The organism is Novipirellula rosea, from assembly GCF_039541335.1.
GTDB lineage: Bacteria > Planctomycetota > Planctomycetia > Pirellulales > Pirellulaceae > Novipirellula > Novipirellula rosea.
This window is the reverse complement of record NZ_BAABGA010000120.1, coordinates 792,204-814,156: the sequence shown is the minus strand read 5'-3', so window position 1 is coordinate 814,156 and position 21,953 is coordinate 792,204. Positions and strand designations below refer to the sequence as shown.

Sequence of the window (21,953 nt, the reverse complement as noted above, 5' to 3'; positions counted from 1 at the left end):
TGGGGGAGAGGTGACTGCGTTATAGGCTGGAAGAAAAACTCACCCCAATATCCGACATCAATACCAGAGTTTTAGCGGCTCAGCGCTAGCCACCGGTACCGAATTTCCGCCTATGTTCTCTCGCATGTCCGCATCGGCACCGCTGGATTACGGCCGTTCGTTTGGTGGAGCGAGGGTATATTCCGCGGGACCCTCATCGTCGCGGTAGAGTTCAAACGTTTTTTCCGCGACAACCTTTTCGTCCATCTCGATCGTCAACTGCCACAACCCTAGCTTGTCCTCGATCGGTTCCCAGACCGTATCGCCGAGGTAAAAATTCCAATCGTTTTGCTTGACGTACACGATCCCGTCAAACGGGGGCCTTTTCTTGCCCTCGGCATCCAGGATTCCTGGATGATCGATGCAATAACGCAGCGATTGGTTCTTGGCGTTTTTGATGTTGACGACAAAGCCAAATTCGACGCCCACCTCGGCTCGCACGGAGGTGGTTGATTTGCAGAACCGTGGAAGCTCTTTTGAGTCGGCATCCCACTGGGTGTAGATACCAAACGTACGCATCCGGATCTCAGGTTTTCGTTTCGCCATAGAAGGGTGGGAGAGGGAGAGCGTGTCGACGTCAGTATTTGGGTTCGGATCATACCCGGTGATCTGCCGAGTGGCGCCCCCTGAGATGATTTCTTACGCTATAAATAGCAGGCTGTTTTCGTTTATCGGATTGCCGCGCAGCCGGATGGTTTCCTACCATGCCCGTTGGTCGAAAAACAAGCCGCAAAACATTCCTTGTCGATTTTGCCAGAGTACTCTCATGACCCTCAATCTCCACTGCCAATGCGGAAAGCAATTGGCGATTCCTGAAACCTACGCCGGAAAACGAGTCAAATGCCCCTCGTGTGCGGCGGTCCTGCAAGTTCCTGCGTTGGCTGAGCCGATCGATGTCGTCGAGGATGCGCCAGCGAGTGCATTTCCGGTTGCTGCAGCCCCACGGAACATGACGCAACCGGGTTACGGCGGCGGTGGCGGCGGCGGTGGCGGCAATCGTCGTAGCCATGAAGTGGACTACGAGATCGTCGGCAACGACATGCAAATGGTGATCGTCGAATTGGATCCAGGTGAAACCGTGATCGCCGAAGCTGGCGCGATGACGTACATGGAAGAAGGCATCCAGTTCGAGGCCAAGATGGGTGATGGTTCGGCACCGGATACCGGTTTCTTTGGCAAAATGATGAGCGTGGGCAAACGAGCCATGACTGGCGAATCGCTGTTCATGACCCACTTTACCCACACTGGTGCGGGCAAGAGTCACGTTGCGTTTGCGGCGCCCTATCCCGGCAAAATTATTCCTATCGATCTCGCGTCCATTCCTGGCAACGATTTGATCTGTCAAAAGGATGCATTTTTATGCGCCGCGTTTGGCACCCAAGTCACCATCGCCTTTAACAAAAAGATTGGAACCGGTTTGTTTGGCGGTGAAGGTTTCATCATGCAAAAATTGGTCGGTGATGGGTTGGCATTTATCCATGCCGGCGGCACGATCATCGAACGGGAACTGCACGGCGAGACGCTGCGTGTAGATACCGGATGTTTGGTCGCGTTTGAACCGCACATGGAATACAACATTGAACGTGCCGGGAACCTGAAAAGCATGTTCCTCGGCGGTGAAGGCTTGTTCCTTGCCACGCTGCGAGGGCACGGGCGAGTTTGGTTGCAAAGTTTGCCAATGCGACGATTGTCCGAACGCATTGTCGCCAATGCAGGTCCGTCCGGGAAAGGCGAAGGTTCTATCCTCGGCTCGCTCGGCAATCTGTTGGACGGAGACTGAGTGTCCGCGTTGCTATGCCAAAACTAGATATTCGTTTGCGAACCGTCGCTGCTTTGATCAACCCGCACGATGATTCGTCCGTCGTCCATGGAGACATCGGTTCAGATCACGGTGGGTTGCTGGTGTCGCTGTTGCGAAGCAAGCGGATTGCAAAAGGGATCGCGGTCGAGAATAAAACGCAGCCGTACGACAATTCGTGCTGTGCACTAAAGGGGTTGTGCGCCGAAGTCCGATTCGGGGATGGATTGGCGGTGATCCAGCCGGGCGAATTGAGCAGTCTGAGTATCTGTGGCATGGGCGCTGAGAGTATCGTCAAGATCCTCGACGCGTTCCCTGATCGCGTTCCTGATCACGTTGTGCTGCAGCCCAATCGCCAACATGAACTCGTTCGCGACTGGGGATTGCGGAACGGTTTTCATTTAAACGAAGAACAGATCGCGTGGGGGCACTGGCCCTATGCCGTCATTTCGTTGCAACGAGCGGACGTGTCCGAGTTCGATGCTTCGACGCCAAAGGATCCCGCCTACGCTGATGTCGATTTCGAAGCCGCATTGTTGTTTGGGCCGTTGATTCTAAAGCGGTGGGAACCCAAGTTCGCGGCACGACTTTACGAAGAGCAAGCGTACTTGCAAGGGTTAACGCAATTGCGTGGCGACTACGAACACCGATTGCATCAGATCCAAAAAGTGCTGGCAGTGCATGCGGCTCGCTAAGGCTTAAGGCTCAATCTCTGCCTATTCTTGTGAGCTGACGACATTAGCCCGGACAGCTAAAACTTTGATGTCCTCGTGATTCTGGGTTGCCTTGGTTTTCTGCCACCTCTCCCCCAACTTCGTTGGGGGAGAGGTCGAACGGAGCCTTCAGCGACGTTCGGGTGAGGGGGCTGACCGAGCAATCGCTCGCCGACGATAACGCCGTTTGCAACGGAATTGCTCGGTTCATAGCGCGGTCGCCCCCTCACCCGAGCAACGCCTAAAGGGCGTGCTCGACCTCTCCCCCAACTTCGTCGGTGGAGAGGTAACTGCAGTGGAAACCGGTTAAAAACTTCCTCCAATATTCGCCCCCCCAAAAAAACGCTTTAGCAAAGCTCTCTCCCCGTTCCGACCCTCCAAATCGCTCTGGACGCCGCGGGCTCAAATAGGCGAAAAGATGCAAAACGCTTCCATTCTTTTGGATGTTCTATTGCATCATGTCGGAATCCATCCCCAACAAATACGCCTCAATCCGTGATGGATTCGCCGCGATTCGCGAGCTGATCATTGTCTTGGCGATGCTGGCACTGCTATTCGCCCCGGCGACCATTCGTGAAATTCTAAGTGACGCCGGGATTCGTTCGTTTGCGGGGGTCGAGTTTGATGAAGAAACTCTGGATGAAGTCGAATCAGCTCATTCACGCGTCGCCGAACTTGAACAACAGCTTGCCGTTACTCAGCAACAACTTGACAGCATGGCGCAATCGAGTGCCGTGCGTGCCGACCCTCGTTTTGGCACGGTCTCGAAAATGATCGCGGAAGCTCAACAGTACGCCTCCGAAACCGAAGACGATTTGCGTGAGGCCAAGGACAAACATTTGGAACTTTGGAAACGAGCCGGCCGACCGGCTCGCGGCCATCATTCCTCGGTGACCGCTGAAGCAGATCTCCCCGCAGAGCAGCAAGCCCTGCTATCGCCCAGCGAATTGCTCTCACGCTGAATCAAGTTCACTGCGACGACTGCGATTCAATTGCGTCGTACGCGTGTTATACTTGCAGCATGAATTCTCCTACCTCCGCAACACTGCCCACCTGCGTTGCTTCTAAAATGCTGTCACCTACGATGTTGCCCCCTGCGATGTTGCTCCTGGGGGTCTGCATGATCGCATGTTTTGCCCCGGCCACTTTGGATGCCGAGGACTGGTATCGATGGCGAGGCCCGGAGCTAAACGGCATTTCGAGCGAAACCGATTGGCAAGCCGAATGGCCGACCGGCAAGATGCCGATTGCATGGACGATCGACGTCGGAACGGGGTTTTCGTCGGTAGTGGTCCAAAACGATCGAGCCTACACGCTTGGCCATGTCGACGAACATGACGTGGTCTATTGCATCGACGTTACGGACGGTCATGCGATTTGGAAACATGCCTACCCCGCGTCCCTGGATGCTCGCGATTTTGAAGGCGGGCCTACCACCACGCCGACCATCGACGGTGACCGTGTGTATGTTCTCAGCCGCGCCGGTGAACTGTTCTGTTTTGACAACAAATCAGGCGAAGTCCGCTGGAAGAAACAGATTGCGGACGTCGCAGAGGTTCGACTTCCCGGTTGGGGATTTGCCGCCGCGCCGCTTGTTGTGGGTGACAAACTCGTACTCACCCTGGGTGAATCAGGAGCGGTCGTCAACAAACATGACGGCACTTTGATCTGGACTTCGGCGGACCGCGAGTGCGGCTACGCGTCTCCGGTTCAGATCCCAAACTCCGACACCTTCGTGTTCCCATCGGGTCGTGCCTTTGCCGGTGTCGATTTAAAAACGGGTGACCCCCAGTGGACGCTTCGCTGGTTAACCAGTTTTGGTTGCAACGCTGCCGAACCGATCATTCACGATGGCAAGATGTTCCTTTGCTCGGGATACAATCGAGGCGCAGCGTTATTCCAATTGACCGACGGCGAACCCGAGTTGATTTGGAAGAACAAGAACATGTTGAACCAACTGCATGGCTCGCTACTGTACCAAGGCCACTTGTACGGCATCGATGGCGACATGGAAGCCGGTGCCCGGCTGACCTGTTTGAACTGGGAAACCGGCGAGGTCGTGTGGTCTGAAGACGAGTTGAAGCCTGGCGGACTGAGCTTGGCCAACGGCAAATTGATTCTGTTGACCGAACCAGGCGAATTGGTCTTCGCCGCAGCAACGCCGGCAGGATTCAGCGAGATTTCGCGAGCCAAAGTGCTCGACGGCAAATGCTGGACAGTCCCCGTGTTGTCATCAGGCCGCGTTTTTTGCCGATCGATCCAGGGCCAGGTCGCTTGCGTCGATCTCCGCGATTAAGATAGGGAACTCGATAGGAGTCGTTCCATACAATGACCTGAGCCGCGGGCCGTAAGGCACCGGGTAATGCGTGGAACCCGGCCGCTTACGCGCGAGCGGCTCACTAAATCAACAGTCCGCTAGCGCCGTCGGCTCACCGAATAACCTGCTTAGAAGCCTCGCCCTTCCTTTCCCCATCCCAAGGATCACCACTCGATGTCTCTTGATCGACGTGCCTTTATTGCTTCCAGCGTTGCCGCCTCGACACTGGCAGCCGCCCCCAAAATCCATGCGGCATCGAAGGACAAAAAGTATCGCACCGCACTGATCGGATCGGGTTGGTGGGGCATGAACATTTTGCGAGAGGCGATGGCGTCGGGGCAAACCAAAGTTGTCGCCCTCTGCGATGTCGATCAAGACAAATTGGAAATCGCGGCCGAAGAGGTCAACGATCTTTCGGGCGAAGAACCGAAGCTGTATTCGGACTTTCGCGAGCTTTTCGAAAAGGAAGAAATCGAGATTGCGATCATCGCGACTCCGGATCATTGGCATGCTCTGAATACATTGGCGGCGATCGAAGCAGGAGCTCATATCTTTATCGAAAAACCGACCGGGCATACGATCGGAGAAAGCCAAGCGATCTTGAAGGCGTCACGCGCGGCCGATCGTATTGTCCAAGTGGGACTGCACCGCCGGATTGGACCGCACCATGTTTCGGGAATGAAATTTTTGAAAGACGGCGGAGCCGGCGACATCGGTCTGGTGCGGATGTTTGTCCACAGTCGCGGCGGCGCAGAAACACCGACCAAAAACAGTGCTCCGCCGGAGACACTTGATTGGGAAATGTATTGTGGTCCGGCCCCACTGCGGCCCTACAACCGCAAGATTCATCCCGGTGGCTTTCGCCAATACCTCGATTTCGCCAACGGCACACTCGGCGATTGGGGCGTGCACTGGTTGGATCAAATGTTGTGGTGGTGTGATCAACAATCCCCCAAAAGCGTCCATTCCACCGGCGGCCGTCCGGTTCGCGGCGAAGCTGTTTTGAATGAGGATGTGCAAACCACGGACGCTCCCGATTCGCAAATCGCGACCTATCAATTCGACGACTTCACCGCGATTTGGGAACACCGTCAATTTGGTGGACCCGGTCCAGAGAAATCGACTGTGGGATGCAATTTCTACGGCAGCAAGGGAACGTTCCACATGGGTTGGCGGGACGGGTGGACCTTCTATCCCGACGATGCTCGCAAGCCGGTGGTGCATGAAGACCATCAACTGCAAGAACCCGATGGGCACAATTTGAAATTGTTATGGGCCGACTTTTTGCAATCGATCGAATCGGGGCGTCGACCGACTGCGGATATCGAAATCGGTCATCAAGCCACCACGCTGAGTCTGCTGGGGATGTTGTCGTTAAAACTCGGACGCAGCGTGCGGTGGGACGGCGATGCGGAACGCATCATTGGCGATGACGAAGCCAACGGACTTTTGAAACGAAAATACCGAGCTCCGTGGACCTATCCTGAAATCGGTTAAATGCGATTTTCGATATTCCCAATCGTTCTGCGATCCGCGTTGCTGCTTTTCGTTTTCCCACTTTTCGGTACGGGTTCGACGTTTTGTTGGGCCCAGCAAAACGACCGTGAACACAAAATCGATTTCGACCGCGATGTTGCACCGATTTTCGTGTCCCATTGCCTCGAGTGTCATGCGGGCGATGACGCCGAAGGAGGCTTGTCGCTTATCGATGCAGACATGGCGATGTCGGAATCCGACAGCGGATTCGCGATCCTCCCGCACGATTCGAGCAACAGCGTCTTGTGGCAGCGAGTTGACGCCGACGAGATGCCGCCCAAACATCCGCTCGGCTTAGAAGACAAACGCACGCTAAAACAATGGATCGACGAAGGAGCCGCGTGGGGCACCAGCCCAATCGATCCGTATGCGACGTCGACGTCCACTCGCGCGGGACGCGATTGGTGGTCGCTGCAACCGCTTTCCGAACCGACGGTCCCTGCGGTTTCCAATGACCGGTGGTCTCGAAACCCGATGGATGCTTTTGTCTTGCACCGTTTGCAGGATGCGAATCTGACGCCTGCATCCGAAGCCGATCCTCGCACGCTGATTCGGCGCGTCTATTTTGATCTCATTGGACTTCCGCCGACACCGGAACAAGTCGCTACGTTTGTTTCGAATCCATCCGATGCTGCCTACGAAAACGTCGTCGCCGATCTACTGGCATCCAAGCACTATGGCCAGCGCTGGGGGCGACATTGGTTGGACGTGGTACGGTTCGGTGAAAGCGATGGCTTCGAACGAAACGCGGCCCGCAAAAATGCCTGGCACTATCGCGATTGGGTGATCGAGTCGCTCAACGCCGACATGCCCTACGACGAATTTGTGCGTCAGCAATTGATCGGAGATCAAATCACTGGCGGGATCACGGGAGCCGCAGCGACTGGATTTTGGGTTGCTGGAGTTCACAACACCGTCATCGGCGGTAGCCCGCGGATGCGTGAATTGGCTCGCCAAGACGAGATCGAAGAGGTGCTGGGCACGCTGAGCCAGAGCTTTCTTGGACTGACCGTTCATTGTGCGCGATGCCATGATCACAAATTTGATCCGATTTCGCAGGAAGAGTATTACCAAATGGCGTCGTCGGTCTCGGGGCTCGGCTTTGGTGAACGAGTCGAACAATCGTCCGAGGATCGAGACCGATTGGACAAACTGACATCCAAACTCTCCTCGCTACAGCATGAATTATCCGCGATCGATCAAACGGCACGTCGCGCGATCCTTGCCGACCGCAGCGGAGGGAAAACCGCACTCACCAAGCCTTTACCAGCGTTTGCACGGTGGGAATTTGACGATGATTTTTCGGACAGCACTGGCAATTTGCATGGCACACCGGTTGGAAACGCCAAGGTCGAATCCGGCATGTTGATTCTGGATGGCCAAAGTTTTGTTCAGACGCCAGCCATTGCGACGACGATCAACGAAAAAACACTCGAAGCCTGGGTTCAACTTGACACGTTGGACCAATCCGGCGGCGCGGCGATCTCGTTGCAGAGACCGGATGGCAGCGTTTTTGACGCGATAGTTTTTGGCGAGAAAGATCCGAAACAATGGATGGCGGGCAGTAACGGTTTTGCACGCACGGAATCCTTTGCGGCAAGCCAAGAAGTCGACGCGGTCACGCGTCCTGTGCACATTGCGATGGTCTATCAAACGGACGGAACGATCGTCGCTTATCGTGACGGGGTTGCTTACGGAACGTCGATTCGAAAATCGCCTTTGCAAACCTACGAGGCGGGGCAAGCTCAGATTTTGTTCGGGCTCAGGCATAAGCCGGCCGGCGGAAATCGATTCTTGCGTGCCAAATTGCATCGCGCCGCGTTCTACGACCGCGCGTTGTCGGCCGAGGAAATCCAGAGATCTTCGAAAACATTGGCCGATCACGTCACCGAACAACAGATCGTGGCATCACTAAGTCCGGCCGAACGCAACCATCGTGCGTCATTGCAGAACGCCATTTCAAATACGCGAGCGGCAATCGAGAAGCAGACTGCCGAGAGTCAGGCCAACATCTATACGCTAACGCCGGGGCCTGGCGTAACCACACATGTGTTAGTGCGTGGTGATCCCGCCAATGCCGGTGAAGAAGTGGCGCCCGCTGGATTGCAGGCAGTGTCGGGGCTTTCAGGCGATTTCGATTTGGCTGTGGATGCACCCGAAGCCGAGCGTCGCCGCAAACTCGCCGACTGGGTCACCAGCGATGCCAACCCGCTACTGGCTCGCGTGATGGTCAACCGCATTTGGCACTATCATTTTGGCGTTGGCATCGTCGATACTCCCAATGATCTCGGATTCAACGGCGGCCGTCCGACGCATCCCGAACTGCTTGAGTATCTTGCTTGGCAATTTCGCGCCGATAACTATCGGATGAAATCATTACATCGCGTGATTGTGACCTCGCAAACGTATCGGCAAGCTTCGCACGGTCTTGCACCGGAACAACACGCCAAAGGGCAGGCGATCGACGCGAATAACCGATTGTTGTGGAGAGGGACGACACGTCGGCTCGAGGCGGAAGTGATCCGAGATTCCATGTTGGCGGTCAGCGGGAAATTGGACACCGCCGCAGGCGGACCTAGTTTCATCGACGTCTCAGTGACGGAAAACAACGGCACGACCTATTACGAACCGCTCGATGCCAACAACGAAGCATTTTGGCGGCGAACGGTTTACCGTTTCAATCCGCGCGGTGGACGAAGTGCGTTGCTGGATACATTTGATTGTCCCGATTCCGCCTCCACCGCACCCCGTCGTGCCGTGACAACAACGCCGCTTCAGGCACTAAGTCTCTTAAACAACTCGTTTGTTCTACAGATGGCCGATGCAATGGCGGAACGAGTTCGATCCGAATTCCAGAATGACATTCGTGGGCAAGTGACGCGAGCATGGCAATTGGCGATCACGCGTGACCCCAGCGAAGAGGAGCGAGCTCTTTCCGAACAACTTGTTCGCAATCACGGTTTGGCGGCATTGTGCCGAGGCCTTTTTAATGTCAACGAATTTGTCATGAATTAAGAAAAGCTCCTGCGATGTCAAATAGAAGTTGTGCGATACCGCGTTTGAGATTGATTAGATGAACTCGACTACAACCCGTCGCGACTTTTTCAATTGGGGTGTTAGCGGTCTTGGGGCCACCGCGTTGGCATCGCTACTCCATCGCGAGACACCCTGCGCGTCGGCATCGGAAGTGTCGGTGCAGCCAAAAGCAAAACGGGCGATCCACATCTGTCTTGTCGGTGGACTCAGTCACGTTGACTCGTTTGATCCGAAGCCCGCGCTCACAAAGATGCACGGAAAATCGCTGCAGACCGACGAGCAGGTAGATTTGTTCTTTGGTCAAATGGGTTTGTTGCGCAGACAAGATTGGGAATTCAAACCTCGCGGAGAAAGTGGACTGCTTATCTCTGAGATGTTTCCCCACATCGCCGAGTTAGCCGACGACCTGACGATTTTGCGTTCGATGGAATCGAAGTCGGCGAATCATACTCCGGCACTGTTCTTGGCCAATAGTGGTTTTGAGTTCAACGGTTTCCCCTCAATGGGAAGCTGGATTTCCTATGGGATGGGAATGGAGAATGAAACGCTGCCCGCCTACGTCGTGTTGAATGATGAACGCGGGGCGCCGAACACGGGTGCATCAACGTGGAGTAGTTCGTTCTTGCCTTCAAACCATCAAGGCGTGGTGCTTCGAGGTGGCGATCAACCGGTTCGAGATTTATTCCCGGCACAGGATTTAAGCACGGCAGACACCGCAACCCGCGATTTTATCGACGCCGTCAACCGCGCTCACGCCGATCGCAACCCGCAGGATGCGGCGTTGATGGCGAGGGTAAAGGCATACGAATTAGCGGCCAAGATGCAAACGTCGATTCCCGCCGTCAGTCGCTTTTCGGATGAATCGCTGACCACGCAACAGGCGTACGGTATCCACGAGAAACAGACCGCCGATATGGGCAGACGTTGTTTGCTGGGACGTCGGTTATTGGAACAGGGCGTGCGTTTTGTGCAGTTGTTTTCCGGAGGCCCGATTGCGGGAAGTCCCCGCGCCAGCTGGGATGCTCATGAAAATGTCAAAGAAAACCACACGGTCGAAGCGGGACGTATCGACAAACCGATCGCTGCCCTACTGCGTGATTTGAAACAGCGTGGCATGTTGGACGATACACTGGTATTGTTCACTACCGAATTTGGTCGCACTCCGTTCGCTCAGTCTGCAGCGAATCAGGTCGGCCCCGGACGCGACCACAATCGTTACGGATTTAGTTGTTGGATGGCCGGAGCGGGATTGAAGCCAGGGATCGCGGTCGGCAGTACCGACGAACTTGGCTGGAAGGCGGTTGAGCGTCCCATCCCATGGCACGATTTCCATGCAACGGTACTGCACTTGTTTGGCATCGATCACGAAAAACTAACGTTCTATCACAACGGCATCCAGCGGCGTTTAACGAACGTCCATGGGGACGTGGTACGCGAGGTTTTGGCGTAGCGACTTGGTCTTGTCCATCGTCTGGCGACGGTAGCTACGCCGTTTAATTTCGTCGAATGGGTCTAGAGACAATAATCCAGCTCGTTTTTTGCGTTGCCGACACGGTTGCAACAACCGAGGGGGCGAAAATGGCGTTTGCCCGTGTTAGGATCTTGCAATCAACAATCAAAGCTTAACCTTGCATCTAAAAACCTTGTATCCAAAACAGGAATCAAAATGTTGTTTCAATCCATCACGGTTAGCAAACCGTCGATCATGTTTAGTCTCGTGTGCGGCATGGTCATCCACTGCAGCGTGGCCGCGGCCGGCGAAGTCGATCCGCAGCAAAAGGATTGGTACGAAAAGTACAAAAACCAACAAAACATTCCGCCCGCTGATGAGATGTTATTGAACACCGACGCGGAACCCGACTTGTCCGAAGGGTTCACGCCACTCTTTAACGGAAAAGATTTGACCGGTTGGTCCCCCAAGGGCGGCACCTGTAAGTTCGAAGCGAAAGACGGAGTGCTGAAGGGAACCTGCGTCCCTGGATCGCCTAGCACCTACTTGTCCACCAACAAAGATGACTATCGTGATTTCATCTTTACATGTGAGATGAAATGGGAAGTCAACGGCAACTCGGGTGTGATGTTTCGCGCTCAGTCGAAGACGTCCGAATCGAAAAAGGGCGTCAAGTCGGAAACCGTGTTTGGACCGCAAGCGGAAATGGAAGGGATTACCGGCGACCGCCGTTGGTCCGGCGGCATCTATGGGCAAAGCTGCGGTGGTTACTTCTACCCGCTGTGGTTGAAAGAGCATCAAGCGGTCCGTGCGGCACTAAAGAAAACCGACTGGAATCGCTTGACGATCATGGCCAAGGGCAACGTCGTCAAAACATGGCTCAACGGTGTCCCCGCAGCCCACTGGGTTGATGACGGCACTTATCCCGAAGGCTTCTTTGGACTGCAGATTCACAAAGGCAACAGCGGCACCGTGCTGTGGCGTGACATCCGCGTCAAAGAGCTGACGCAGTAACGAGCGGTAATACATGTTGCAATAGCCGAACTCGTCGCGAGTTCGGCTATCAGCGTCCTGCAGACGCAACATTCCTGCCTTTCGCTCCCCCCCCTCGCCCCACCTCAAGATCATTCCCCACCATGTTTTTCATTACCAAGACGCTACGTCCCACCCTCAGCGCTGGAGTGCTGCTGGTTGTCGCACTCCTGATGGGCATCACCTCTCCGTCCCATGCGGCGACCGAAGCCGATGTGATCGTTTATGGCTCGACGCCAGGCGGTTTTTGTGCGGCGATTGCTGCAGCACGTGAAGGCGCCTCGGTGATCATGCTTGAGCCCACTGATCACGTGGGCGGCGTCAACACCGGCGGTCTCTGCTTTAGTGATTCCAATCAAACCGTTCGCAGCACCGTGATGGGGCTGTTCGATGAATGGCATCGCCGCATCGAACAAGACTATCAATCCCGCGGCGTCACCTTGCCTTACGACGTCAGCGTCAAGGATCAAAGCAAGTGGTCTTACGAGCCACACGTTGCCGCGCGGGTGACCCAGCAAATGCTCGACGAGGCCGAGGTGACCGTGCTGACCGAGCGAGTACTCGAATCGGTGATCAAGTCCGGCAGTCGCATCCAAAGTTTGCGAACAAGCGATGGTGATTTCTCGGCAAAGGTGTTTATCGATGGAACCTACGAAGGCGATTTGATGGCCGCGGCGGGCGTCAGCTGGACAATCGGACGCGAGGGCAAAAGCGAATACGGCGAGTCGTTAGCGGGGAAACAATTCACCAAGCGGCAGATGAACATTTCGGGCTTGGACGACGATGGAAATCCATTGCCGCTGATCACCACGACCGACGCCGGCCCCGTGGACCAGGGCGACTCGAATGTGATGGTTTATAGTTTCCGGTTGTGCTTGACTGCCGATCCAAAGAATCGCGTCCCGATGCCCGAGCCCGACCATTATGATCCGGCTCGCTTCGAGGCCGTTCGCCGCCACTTGCGGAACAACGGCAGCGGTGTTGGTTTTGACCTGTACGATGTGCCTGGCGGAAAACTGGATGGCAACAATTCGATCGGCGGCCAATTTTCGTTTGGGTTTGTCGGGGCATGCAACGGATGGAGCGAAGCCGACGCGGCGAAGCGTCAACAGATCTGGGAAGCTCACAAACAATACACGCTTGAGTTCTTCAAATTCTTGACGACCGATCCTTCCGTGCCCGAGTCCACTCGCAAACACTACGCTCGACTCGGGTTGTGCAAAGACGAGTTCGCAAAGTACGGACACTTCTCGCCGCAGCTTTATGTTCGCGAAGGCCGCCGGATGAAGGGCATGTATGTAGTCAGCCAAAACGACATTTTGGTGGATCAACAGAAAGAGGATCCGATCGTGGTTTCCTCGTTTCCGATCGACTCGCATGATTGCCAGCGGGTTGCGCTGCGTGATGGGGGCGTGATCAACGAAGGCACGATTTTCCCCGTGCGGATGAAGGGAAAACGCCATGGCTATCCGTACCACATTCCCTATCCTGCAATTTTGCCAGTGCCGAGCGAATGTTCGAATCTATTAGTACCGGTGGCTCTTTCGTGCACTCATGTCGCCATTTCATCGATTCGGGTCGAACCGACTTGGATGATTCTCGGGCAGAGCGCCGGGATCGCTGCGGCGATGGCGGCCGACAAAGAGGTAGCGGTTCAGGAACTTGCTTATCCCGAACTACGCGAGCGGCTGCAGGGACAAAAACAGGTGCTGGAAATCCCTGAAGGAATTTTTGATCAAGACACTGTGGATGCGTCCAAGCTGGCGGGCATCGTGTTGGACGATGAAGCGGCTCAGCTGAGCGGTGTCTGGAAACACTCGACCAACTTCTCGCCCCATGTCGGCCGCGGCTACGTGCATGATGACAAGATCGCCGATGGCGGTTCAAAAGCGACATTTCGCTTTACCGCACCCGAATCGGGCAAGTACGAGGTGCGGATGGCCTATTCGGCCCACCCAACTCGCGCTAGCAACGTGCCCGTCGTTGTGACCAGCGGTTCGACGGAAGCGAAGTTCAGCGTCGACCAAACTCAAACGCTGCCCGCTGGCGGATTGTTCCGCTCGATCGGTGTCGCGGATCTAACCAACACCGCCGAAACCGTCATCACCGTGATCAACACCGGTACCGATGGATTCGTCATCTTAGACGCACTGCAATTGGTGCCGGTTGCGAGTGCCAAGTAAGCCCAAGGCTCAATTCAGAATCGTCATCGAACAACGTTTAGACGATTATCGATCTGTTCAACATGCAGCACGTGTCGAATCAATTCTTGAGCGGTTTGCTTCATGTGGAACGAGGGCACTTCGCCACTAAGAATCAGGACGCCTTCGTGAAAGCGGCACTGTACGTTTCGGATGGACGAATAGGGGCACGTGCGAAAGAGCTCGTTGGCCTTGAGGGCCACGTCCAACGAGATCACGGAGGGCAATTCGGGGGAGCGGGAGGAAGACGCAGTTGTTTGAATCATTACGGGAATCCGTAGGGAGATAGGATCGATACCGACGACGTTAATATTGAAAGCAATCTGATGATTGCATTTGTTGATGCGTGCCAGATCCTTTAGGGCAGCCAATGAAGAATTAGCGTGGCGACGCTCGTCAGATTGGGGTGCCACCGTCTGACGAGGAAAGCGACTTCCTGTCGATACGTTTTTTTTTGCTGTTCACCTTCTCGTTATTCAACTCTAGCGGGATCCCGCCATCGGTCAAGAACGATTGTCGAGAAGCGATTTAAACAGCCGGATCGCGATGCGATGGATCACTTTCGACAGTACTGTCCAGCGCAGAAACGATGCGAATCGGCTTGGATACCCCGTTACGGGAAATGCGATTAGGTATTCACGGGGGCCGTCGTGTTTGTGGCGGACAATGACTCGTGCAGAGGTGGAGAGACGACTTCGTTTTCCAGAACCACGCGTGCGATTCTTCGCGTCAGTGCATTGATTCGTTTAAGGTTCTCGATGATATCCGTTTCCACTTTAAAGGAAGCGAGCCGATTCGGTTCGTACGCCACCAGTCGCTGGGCCAAGTGAAACGCGGCCTTCTCGGCAATTTTGTTGACTTCGGTTTTACTTTCGGCTGCATCGCGGGCTGCGTCGAAGTCTCGCTCTCGAAGCGCCGTGATCAACCGATCAAAAGCCCAGCAGACCTGCTTGTGCACCGTGCTTAGCACTTCAATTGTCCTGGGGCTGACAGCCACATTGGACTGGATTCGCTTGGTCGCGTCGGTCAGCACATTGTTCTCGACGACATCCCCGACATTCTCCATGTAATTGGCGACACCGATGTAGCGGTACAGCTGAGTGGATTGAGGATCCATGATGCTCTTTTGTGAAAGCCGGGCCAGGAACGTGATAATTTCGCCGTGCAGGTGGTCCACATCGGCGACCCGCTCGCGAAGCCGGACGATGTCTCGACGATTGCCTTGCGTTGCCACGGCAAGCGATTGTTTCAACAAGTTCTGATTTAATTCGCCAAGACGCACGAGTTCACGATGCACTTGGTCAAGTGCCAAGGCAGGATGTTCGAGGAACATTGCGTCGAGATAGATCGCGTCGATTCCCTTGGGCTGTTCACGTTCGGGCACCATGCGATCGACCAATTTGGCCAACGGACCGGTGAACCCAATGAACAACAATGTATTCACCACGTTGAAAACAGTGTGGGCGTTGGCGATTTGACGCGGTGTATCCGCCGCCAATTTAGCGGCGTCCTGCAAGTCGTTAGCGGTCGGCGAAATCACACGCACGAGCTGGGCAAATTCGGGGATAAAAAACATCCACAACAGCACGCCACCGACGTTAAAGAGAACATGGATCCAGGCGGCTTGAACCGCTTCACGCGGTCGGCCAAATGCCGACAAGATCGCGGTCACACAGGTTCCGATATTGGCGCCAAAAATCAATCCGATCCCCGACTCAAGCGAAATCAGTCCTTGGCTAGCCAACACAATGACGATCCCCGTGGTTGCCGAAGAACTTTGCACGATGGCGGTAAAGACAAAACCGATCACGATGCTCATCAGCGGGTTTTGCATATTCTGGATCGCATCGATAAACAATGGCAACTGACGCAGCGGCGTGGTCGCCTCGCTCATCAGATTCATGCCAAAGAAGATCATCCCCAACCCCATCAAGACCATGCCCCACTGTTTGATCTTTTCGTTTCGGGCCACGACGTCGGTCAAGAAGCCAATTGCAATCAGCAACAAACCGTATTGATACACCTTGAAGGCGATGATTTGGGCGGTGATCGTGGTGCCTACATTTGCGCCAATAATCACTCCGATCGATTGGCTTAACGTCAACAAACCCGCCGAGACAAAGCCGACGATCAGTACCGTGGTGACCGACGAGGACTGAATCACCGCGGTGATAATCATGCCCGCCATCGCCGCGGTGAATCGGTTTGCGGTCAAGCGTGCCAGTAACGTCTTCATGCTGCTGCCGGCGACCGTCTTCAGACTCTCGGTCATCTGACGCATGCCAAACAGAAATAGAGCCAAGCCACCGCCGAGTCCCGTAATGAGATTTCCAGCTTCGATCGAGACGGCGGACATGAAAAGTAACCTTTCGTGGTGCGGGATGCGTGCAGCAGGTTCGTCAAGATGCGTCGAGGTATTCGCACGAAAGCACGGCGGAAATGGCAGCCACTTTGCCGAGCGCGATCAGCACGTCGTCCGCATCAATCACGCTGCTTCCCGACGGCGGCAACAACACCTCGCCATTGGGACGACGGATCGCAACGACGATCACGCCGCGACTGCGGAAATCAGTATCCGACAACGGGCGTCCCACACAAGGTGAGTTAGCACTGACGCGAATTTCAGCAAGATCCAACGTCGCTCCCGTTCCCGAGACAAACTCAAAAAAGTCTTCAACGTGCGGATTGATCAACAGTTGAGCCATCGTTGCCGCCCCGTTGGCGAACAGACTGACCACGCGATTGGCACCCGCCTTTTCCATCTTGTGAGCACTGCTTTCGTCCGAAGCGCGCGCGATGATTTGTAAGTCCGGCGCGATCAAACGGGCCGACAATACCACGTAGAGATTGTCGGCGTCACTGTCTAGAACCACCGCCAAACCGCGAGCACGGTCGATCCCCGCGTCCAGCAGCGTACAATCGCTCGTTGCGTCATCACGCACACACGGCCAACCATGTTGTTCACATTCGGCAAGCGTGTTTTCATTTTGGTCGATCACGACGAACGGCAGTTTACGATCCGCCAAATGACGACAGATCGTTCGCCCCATGCGGCCAAAACCACACACAATAAAATGGTTTTTGACCGATTGAAGTGTCGAATTCATTCCTCGTTTCCTTAACCAAGTTCGTAGCTCTGCACGGACGATCATCTCACCGAGTTGGACGACCGCAAAAAGAAAGACGCCTAAACCGCACACCAAGTAGATCATCACAAAGACACGACTACGGTCCGACAACGGTCGAACTTCGTTGTACCCCACCGTGCTCAACGTGATCACCGTCATGAACGCAGAATCGACCAGCGGCCAACCTTCGACAAGCCAAAACCATCCGGTTCCGACGCCGGTTAGAACCACGAGAACAACAATGATCCAGGCCAATTGACGCATCTTTGCTCCTCGTGCTTCGGCCCGATTCTAAAACAAGGGTGGATGATTGACGTCACACCGGGGTGATGTCATCGCATGGCGGCAAAACAATTGCATTCACCATGCCAAGCGTCGCAAGGACGCAAAACGCCCACTGTCACGTGCGACAGAGCACACAATCCTCCACAACAACGCTTTGCAATGGGACAATTACGCACACCCTAAAAGTTTCGATCGATTTACGAAACGCTGCTTCGGGGCGAAGCGGCATCGATACCTTGGTCACCCCGATTGGCACGCTGCGGCTTGGCACATCATTTGCCATTTTCTTTTTTGAATGGGGGCTAGGAAGCAAGACAATCAAACGCATCGAGAGCCTCTCGCTGTATCCACCCCATTGCGGCTTGCACCAAGACACACGAGATCTGAGATGAAGCGATTTAAATCCATTTTGGTGGGCGTTGATCTTGCCGAAGGCGACCGACATGTCGTCGACACGATTCCCCCGTCGTCATTGAAGGCGATCACGCGAGCGATTTGGTTGGCCAAGACCAATGCAGCGCATCTGACCTTTCTCAATGTGTTGTCTCCTTGGGCTCCGAATCTCGATGCGGAAACGCAGTTATTAGTTCAAGAGGGGCATGGCCGGCGAACCGTTCGCGATCACGCCAAGGAAGTGATGGCCAAGTTGGTCCAACATGCCAATGACGAAGGCGTCCGCGCGGACAATCGCGTCGTGTTTGGCAAGAGTTGGATGGAAACCATTCGGCAAGTGATTTGGAAACAGCACGATTTGGTGATCGTGGGAGCCAAAGACGCTTCCCCTACGCATCCTTTTGCCACCGGCAGTCATACGGTCAAGCTATTGCGGAAATGTCCCTGCGCGGTGTGGGTTACCAAGTCGCCGCCCGAGCAAAAGCTTCGCTCGGTCTTAGTGGCTCACGATCTAAGGCCTGTCGGCGACGAAGCGATGGAATTGGGCGGAGCGATGGCCGAGCTGCACGACGCCGAACTGCACGTGCTACACGCGATTGAGTACCCAGAACTGGACCACGTTTTTCCCGCCCCCGTTTCGGATGAAAAAGCGGCGGAATACCGTCACGAGGCCGAGCAAAAAATCAACGACCAATTGAAACAATTCAAACTCTCTCGCGAAGCCCATATCCACTTTGCTACACGCCCGCCGGACTTTGCGATCTGGCACTGCATCGAGCAGTATGACATCGACTTACTGGCCATGGGCACACTGGGCCGCTCGGGCATTTCAGGGCTGATTACTGGCAACACGGCGGAGCGTCTGTTGCCGCTGGTTCCCTGTTCGATCTTGGCTGTCAAACCGAGTGGGTTCGAGTCCCCCGTCACGCTACCGCATCATCATCCCTAAGCCACCGATGGTGCAGTTTCGAAGCGGCGCCGCGCCACGGGCGTTCTCCAAAACCAACCATCACAGCTTCATTCGCCTTCGGTTGTGTGATGGTGGCGCGAAATCCACACGCTGCAGGGTGCATGACGCAAGACGTATTTCGTGGTGCTGCCGAGAAACAGATCGTGCAGCAAACTGTGCCCTGTGTCCCCTAGAATCACCAGATCGCTTTGCTGATGCTCGCTAAAGCGAACGATCGCCTCGCCCTCGTGTTGGCTGCGAATCACATGCGGATGTGTGTTGGGCAACTTCTCAGCAAGCTGTTTGGCCATGTACTGGGCCTTGTCTTTCGTTTGTTCCAAGGCTTTCGCTTCGTCCTCCAGAACGCCCGCCGCCACTCCCTCACTCATCAGGTAGTCGTAACTTGGCGCTATGCTGAGCACACTGAACTCACAATCCGGATCCCAAGTTAACTGCATCATTTCGTTGATGGCTTCGCGTGACGCGATCGACCCATCGTAGGCAATCGTGATTTTCTTGGGACAGACATGGGGACGGTGATCTTTATCGGGCGGTCGCACGACCAACACCGAGCATTGTGCATGGGTCGCGACCCGATCCGAAATACTGCCCAACAACATGCGGGTGACCAACGAATGGCCGACCGCCCCGATCACGATTAGATCGGCAACGATGCGTCGTGAGACCTCCAAAATCGACTGAGCCACATTTCCCGTGTGATGCAGTTTCGAGAAATAGTCGGGACACTGATCTTTGAACATCGCTTCGAGATCGGCGTGATGCCGGGCGACGAACTCCTTTTCTTCTTCCTCGCGGGTCAAGTTCTGAGGATTACCGTGAATCGTCAACTCGGGGCCCAATGAAACGGTCAATACCGCAAGCTTCAGTGGTTGCTGGAATTTGAGATGGTGCAACAATTCCGCAGCGTTCTTCGCGAGCGAAGAACCATCAGACGCAAGCAAGACTTTCATCGCAGTTTCCCCCAAAAGAGACTCGTGGAGTACGCATGCATGATACCACGCTCCCGCTTGCAGTACCCCTAAAAATCGAATCGTTTCCTTGCGATTGCTGGAACGCTAAAAATCGACCAACTTTTTGGGCGGCAATGCCACTCGCAAGGCATTGAGCACCGCGATGACGTCGATCACCTCTTGGGTCACCGCGCCGGCGACTGGCGGCAGGTAACCGGCCGAAGCGATCAGCATTCCGATAAAGCTTAGCGCCATGCCTCCCACGGCGCTTTGCAACGCAATCGTTCGCATCCGCCGACTGATGTGCATGAACTCGTCCACCTTGGCCAGCGAACTGTCCATGATCACCACTCCAGCGGCTTCGCTTGTCACGTCACTGTTTTGGCCGAAGGCAATCCCGATCGTCGCGGCCATCAAGGCGGGGGCGTCGTTGATCCCGTCGCCGACAAAGATCGTCTTGTCTCGCTCGGTTTCCCGCCGCACAAATTCCAATTTATCTTCGGGACTTTGCCCACCATAGGATTCCGAGATCCCGACAAGTTCGGCTAAATACCGCACTTCGGATTCACGATCTCCCGAAAGCAAGACGACTCGCTCAATCTGATGTCGCCGCGACAAATGGTTGACAAACAGCGCCCCCTCGGTGCGTGGTGCATCCCTTAATCGGTACGTCGCTGCATAGTCGCCGTCGATCAAAATCAGGCATTCCAACCCGCCCACTTGCTGTGGCAATAAATCGTTCGCCTCAGGATGCCCAGCGACGTATTTTTGGCGGCTGGTGATGCGAATCTCCTTTCCCGCCACGATCCCGCGCAGTCCCTCGCCCGGACGCTCACTCATCTGACTGGATTCTTTGAGAACCACATTCGCATTTCGACCGGCCGCAACGATCGCTTCGGCCAGCGGGTGCTTGGAATATTGTTCCAAACTGGCGACCAGCGAAAGCACCTCTTGCGGTTCGTACTCTGGCGAACAAATCTGTTCGGTCAGCTGCGGCTTGCCGTAGGTCAGCGTTCCCGTTTTGTCAAAAATGATCGTCTTGCACCCATCAACTTGTTCCAGCACCGCAGGGTCACGGATGATGATGGCCCGGCGTGCCGCCAGCGAGATCGATCCGATGATCGCTACCGGAATGGCGATCAGCAGCGGACAAGGCGTCGCAACCACCATGACCGCAAGAAAGCGGATCGGGTCTCCGGAAACCACCCAGGCGGCAACCCCCAAGGCGACCGCAAGCGGCGTATAGAATGCGCCCAGTTGGTCGCCCAGTCGGCGAATTCGCGGTCGGTGTTGTTCGGACGACTGCATCACTTGCATGATCTTGGCGTAGCGTGAATCGACCGCCAACTTCTCTGCACGAATCGTCAAAGCGGAATCCCCATTGATCGCTCCGGACAACACCTGCGATCCAGGCGTCTTGGACATCATGTAGGGTTCACCGGTCAAATACGACTCGTCCATCACTCCGTGACCTTCGACCACCGTACCGTCGATCGGACAGATGTCATGAGGCAGCACGAGTAATTCATCGCCAATTTGCACCGCGTCCAGCGCGACGTCCTCGAGCATCGAGCCGCGTTTGCGATGAGCCACCGAGGGCATCCGTTTGGCCAGCGCGTGCAGGACCGACGATGCACTACGCACCGCGTATGCTTCGAGCGCTTCGCCGCCGGACAACATCAGCACCACCAACGTGCCCGCCAAATATTCATGTAAGACGACCGAGGTTACGATCGAAATGCCCGCCAACAGATCCGACCCGAATTCACGCCGGAACAACTTGACCAAAAGCTCCCAAACCAACGGAACACCGCCAAAGACCAAGGCAACCAACAGCGGCAATTCGGTGACAAAGCGATCGGTAACGATCACGAACCGCAATACCAAATGAACGAGAATCGCAACGACTGCGAGCGCGGCAATCATGCTTTGCTTTCGGCTGACGGAAGACTCCGTCACTGGCGTTTTTGGGGTGGGCACTGGATAGCGGCGGTGTGATGGGGGGAAGGTCTTCGGTTTCTGGACCGCAGATCAGGCAAACGTTGCGCCAAGCATGTGACGCATGATTGACAATGGCAAAGTTCACATCGCTTGTGCATTTTTTC

General features: G+C 55.1%; 16 protein-coding genes. 10 read left to right on the top strand and 6 right to left on the bottom strand.

The annotated features are described in order from the left end of the window. Nucleotides 1–147 precede the first annotated feature (147 nt). Nucleotides 148–585 (bottom strand): DUF3859 domain-containing protein, encoded by a 438-nt coding sequence (locus tag ABD971_RS35110; protein WP_345328408.1) that lies wholly within the window; start codon nt 583–585, stop codon nt 148–150. Nucleotides 586–805: 220 nt separating this feature from the next. Between ABD971_RS35110 and ABD971_RS35105 the strand changes: the two genes are divergently transcribed. From ABD971_RS35105 to ABD971_RS35065, 9 genes are all read left to right on the top strand, one after another. Next, nucleotides 806–1,819, top strand: coding sequence for a TIGR00266 family protein (locus ABD971_RS35105; RefSeq protein WP_345328406.1), 1,014 nt, complete (start codon nt 806–808; stop codon nt 1,817–1,819). Nucleotides 1,820–1,833: 14 nt separating this feature from the next. Continuing rightward, nucleotides 1,834–2,532 carry a tRNA (adenine(22)-N(1))-methyltransferase gene (locus ABD971_RS35100; protein ID WP_345328405.1) on the top strand — a complete coding sequence of 233 codons (699 nt, stop codon included), beginning with the start codon at nt 1,834–1,836 and terminating at the stop codon, nt 2,530–2,532. A gap of 476 nt (nt 2,533–3,008) precedes the next feature. After that, nucleotides 3,009–3,512, top strand: coding sequence for a hypothetical protein (locus ABD971_RS35095; protein WP_339941697.1), 504 nt, complete (start codon nt 3,009–3,011; stop codon nt 3,510–3,512). 59 nt (nt 3,513–3,571) lie between these two features. Further along, nucleotides 3,572–4,846, top strand: coding sequence for a PQQ-like beta-propeller repeat protein (locus ABD971_RS35090; RefSeq protein WP_345328404.1), 1,275 nt, complete (start codon nt 3,572–3,574; stop codon nt 4,844–4,846). A gap of 195 nt (nt 4,847–5,041) precedes the next feature. Beyond that, the gene (locus ABD971_RS35085; RefSeq protein ID WP_345328403.1) at nt 5,042–6,364 is read left to right on the top strand and encodes a Gfo/Idh/MocA family protein; all 1,323 of its coding nucleotides are present in this window, start codon (nt 5,042–5,044) and stop codon (nt 6,362–6,364) included. 150 nt (nt 6,365–6,514) lie between these two features. Continuing rightward, entirely contained in the window at nt 6,515–9,418 is a 2,904-nt protein-coding gene (locus tag ABD971_RS35080; RefSeq protein WP_345328401.1) for a DUF1553 domain-containing protein, read from the top strand. A 58-nt stretch (nt 9,419–9,476) separates the two neighbouring features. Further along, complete coding sequence (locus tag ABD971_RS35075; RefSeq protein ID WP_345328400.1) at nt 9,477–10,889, top strand: DUF1501 domain-containing protein; 1,413 nt, start codon at nt 9,477–9,479, stop codon at nt 10,887–10,889. A gap of 216 nt (nt 10,890–11,105) precedes the next feature. After that, entirely contained in the window at nt 11,106–11,903 is a 798-nt protein-coding gene (locus ABD971_RS35070; protein WP_345328399.1) for a 3-keto-disaccharide hydrolase, read from the top strand. A 122-nt stretch (nt 11,904–12,025) separates the two neighbouring features. Beyond that, on the top strand, nt 12,026–14,104 hold the full coding sequence (locus ABD971_RS35065) for an FAD-dependent oxidoreductase (protein ID WP_345328398.1): 2,079 nt from the start codon (nt 12,026–12,028) through the stop codon (nt 14,102–14,104). Nucleotides 14,105–14,127: 23 nt separating this feature from the next. Here the strand turns inward: ABD971_RS35065 and ABD971_RS36175 are convergent, their stop codons facing one another. The 3 genes from ABD971_RS36175 to ABD971_RS35055 form a co-directional block, all read right to left on the bottom strand. Continuing rightward, complete coding sequence (locus ABD971_RS36175; RefSeq protein ID WP_425571415.1) at nt 14,128–14,388, bottom strand: BON domain-containing protein; 261 nt, start codon at nt 14,386–14,388, stop codon at nt 14,128–14,130. Between the two features lie 362 nt (nt 14,389–14,750). Then, nucleotides 14,751–16,478: a Na/Pi cotransporter family protein gene (locus ABD971_RS35060; protein WP_345328397.1), complete on the bottom strand. Its 1,728-nt coding sequence runs from the start codon at nt 16,476–16,478 to the stop codon at nt 14,751–14,753. A gap of 43 nt (nt 16,479–16,521) precedes the next feature. Continuing rightward, nucleotides 16,522–17,514 carry a potassium channel family protein gene (locus ABD971_RS35055; RefSeq protein ID WP_339941679.1) on the bottom strand — a complete coding sequence of 331 codons (993 nt, stop codon included), beginning with the start codon at nt 17,512–17,514 and terminating at the stop codon, nt 16,522–16,524. Between the two features lie 409 nt (nt 17,515–17,923). Between ABD971_RS35055 and ABD971_RS35050 the strand changes: the two genes are divergently transcribed. Beyond that, on the top strand, nt 17,924–18,877 hold the full coding sequence (locus tag ABD971_RS35050) for a universal stress protein (protein WP_345328396.1): 954 nt from the start codon (nt 17,924–17,926) through the stop codon (nt 18,875–18,877). Between the two features lie 68 nt (nt 18,878–18,945). Here the strand turns inward: ABD971_RS35050 and ABD971_RS35045 are convergent, their stop codons facing one another. Together ABD971_RS35045 and ABD971_RS35040 are read right to left on the bottom strand one after the other, a co-directional pair. Further along, nucleotides 18,946–19,848 (bottom strand): universal stress protein, encoded by a 903-nt coding sequence (locus tag ABD971_RS35045; RefSeq protein WP_345328395.1) that lies wholly within the window; start codon nt 19,846–19,848, stop codon nt 18,946–18,948. A gap of 105 nt (nt 19,849–19,953) precedes the next feature. Beyond that, a complete protein-coding gene (locus ABD971_RS35040) occupies nt 19,954–21,774 on the bottom strand; it encodes a heavy metal translocating P-type ATPase (protein WP_345328394.1) in 1,821 nt (606 codons plus the stop codon). Nucleotides 21,775–21,953: the final 179 nt, after the last annotated feature.

What these genes read in the sequence shown, in the direction of transcription:
- ABD971_RS35110 (WP_345328408.1), bottom strand. Translation starts at nt 585, where the DNA reads ATGGCGAAACGAAAACCTGAGATCCGGATGCGTACGTTTGGTATCTAC.
- ABD971_RS35105 (WP_345328406.1), top strand. Translation starts at nt 806, where the DNA reads ATGACCCTCAATCTCCACTGCCAATGCGGAAAGCAATTGGCGATTCCT.
- ABD971_RS35100 (WP_345328405.1), top strand. Translation starts at nt 1,834, where the DNA reads ATGCCAAAACTAGATATTCGTTTGCGAACCGTCGCTGCTTTGATCAAC.
- ABD971_RS35095 (WP_339941697.1), top strand. Translation starts at nt 3,009, where the DNA reads ATGTCGGAATCCATCCCCAACAAATACGCCTCAATCCGTGATGGATTC.
- ABD971_RS35090 (WP_345328404.1), top strand. Translation starts at nt 3,572, where the DNA reads ATGAATTCTCCTACCTCCGCAACACTGCCCACCTGCGTTGCTTCTAAA.
- ABD971_RS35085 (WP_345328403.1), top strand. Translation starts at nt 5,042, where the DNA reads ATGTCTCTTGATCGACGTGCCTTTATTGCTTCCAGCGTTGCCGCCTCG.
- ABD971_RS35075 (WP_345328400.1), top strand. Translation starts at nt 9,477, where the DNA reads ATGAACTCGACTACAACCCGTCGCGACTTTTTCAATTGGGGTGTTAGC.
- ABD971_RS35070 (WP_345328399.1), top strand. Translation starts at nt 11,106, where the DNA reads ATGTTGTTTCAATCCATCACGGTTAGCAAACCGTCGATCATGTTTAGT.
- ABD971_RS35065 (WP_345328398.1), top strand. Translation starts at nt 12,026, where the DNA reads ATGTTTTTCATTACCAAGACGCTACGTCCCACCCTCAGCGCTGGAGTG.
- ABD971_RS36175 (WP_425571415.1), bottom strand. Translation starts at nt 14,388, where the DNA reads ATGATTCAAACAACTGCGTCTTCCTCCCGCTCCCCCGAATTGCCCTCC.
- ABD971_RS35060 (WP_345328397.1), bottom strand. Translation starts at nt 16,478, where the DNA reads ATGTCCGCCGTCTCGATCGAAGCTGGAAATCTCATTACGGGACTCGGC.
- ABD971_RS35055 (WP_339941679.1), bottom strand. Translation starts at nt 17,514, where the DNA reads ATGCGTCAATTGGCCTGGATCATTGTTGTTCTCGTGGTTCTAACCGGC.
- ABD971_RS35050 (WP_345328396.1), top strand. Translation starts at nt 17,924, where the DNA reads ATGAAGCGATTTAAATCCATTTTGGTGGGCGTTGATCTTGCCGAAGGC.
- ABD971_RS35045 (WP_345328395.1), bottom strand. Translation starts at nt 19,848, where the DNA reads ATGAAAGTCTTGCTTGCGTCTGATGGTTCTTCGCTCGCGAAGAACGCT.
- ABD971_RS35040 (WP_345328394.1), bottom strand. Translation starts at nt 21,774, where the DNA reads ATGATTGCCGCGCTCGCAGTCGTTGCGATTCTCGTTCATTTGGTATTG.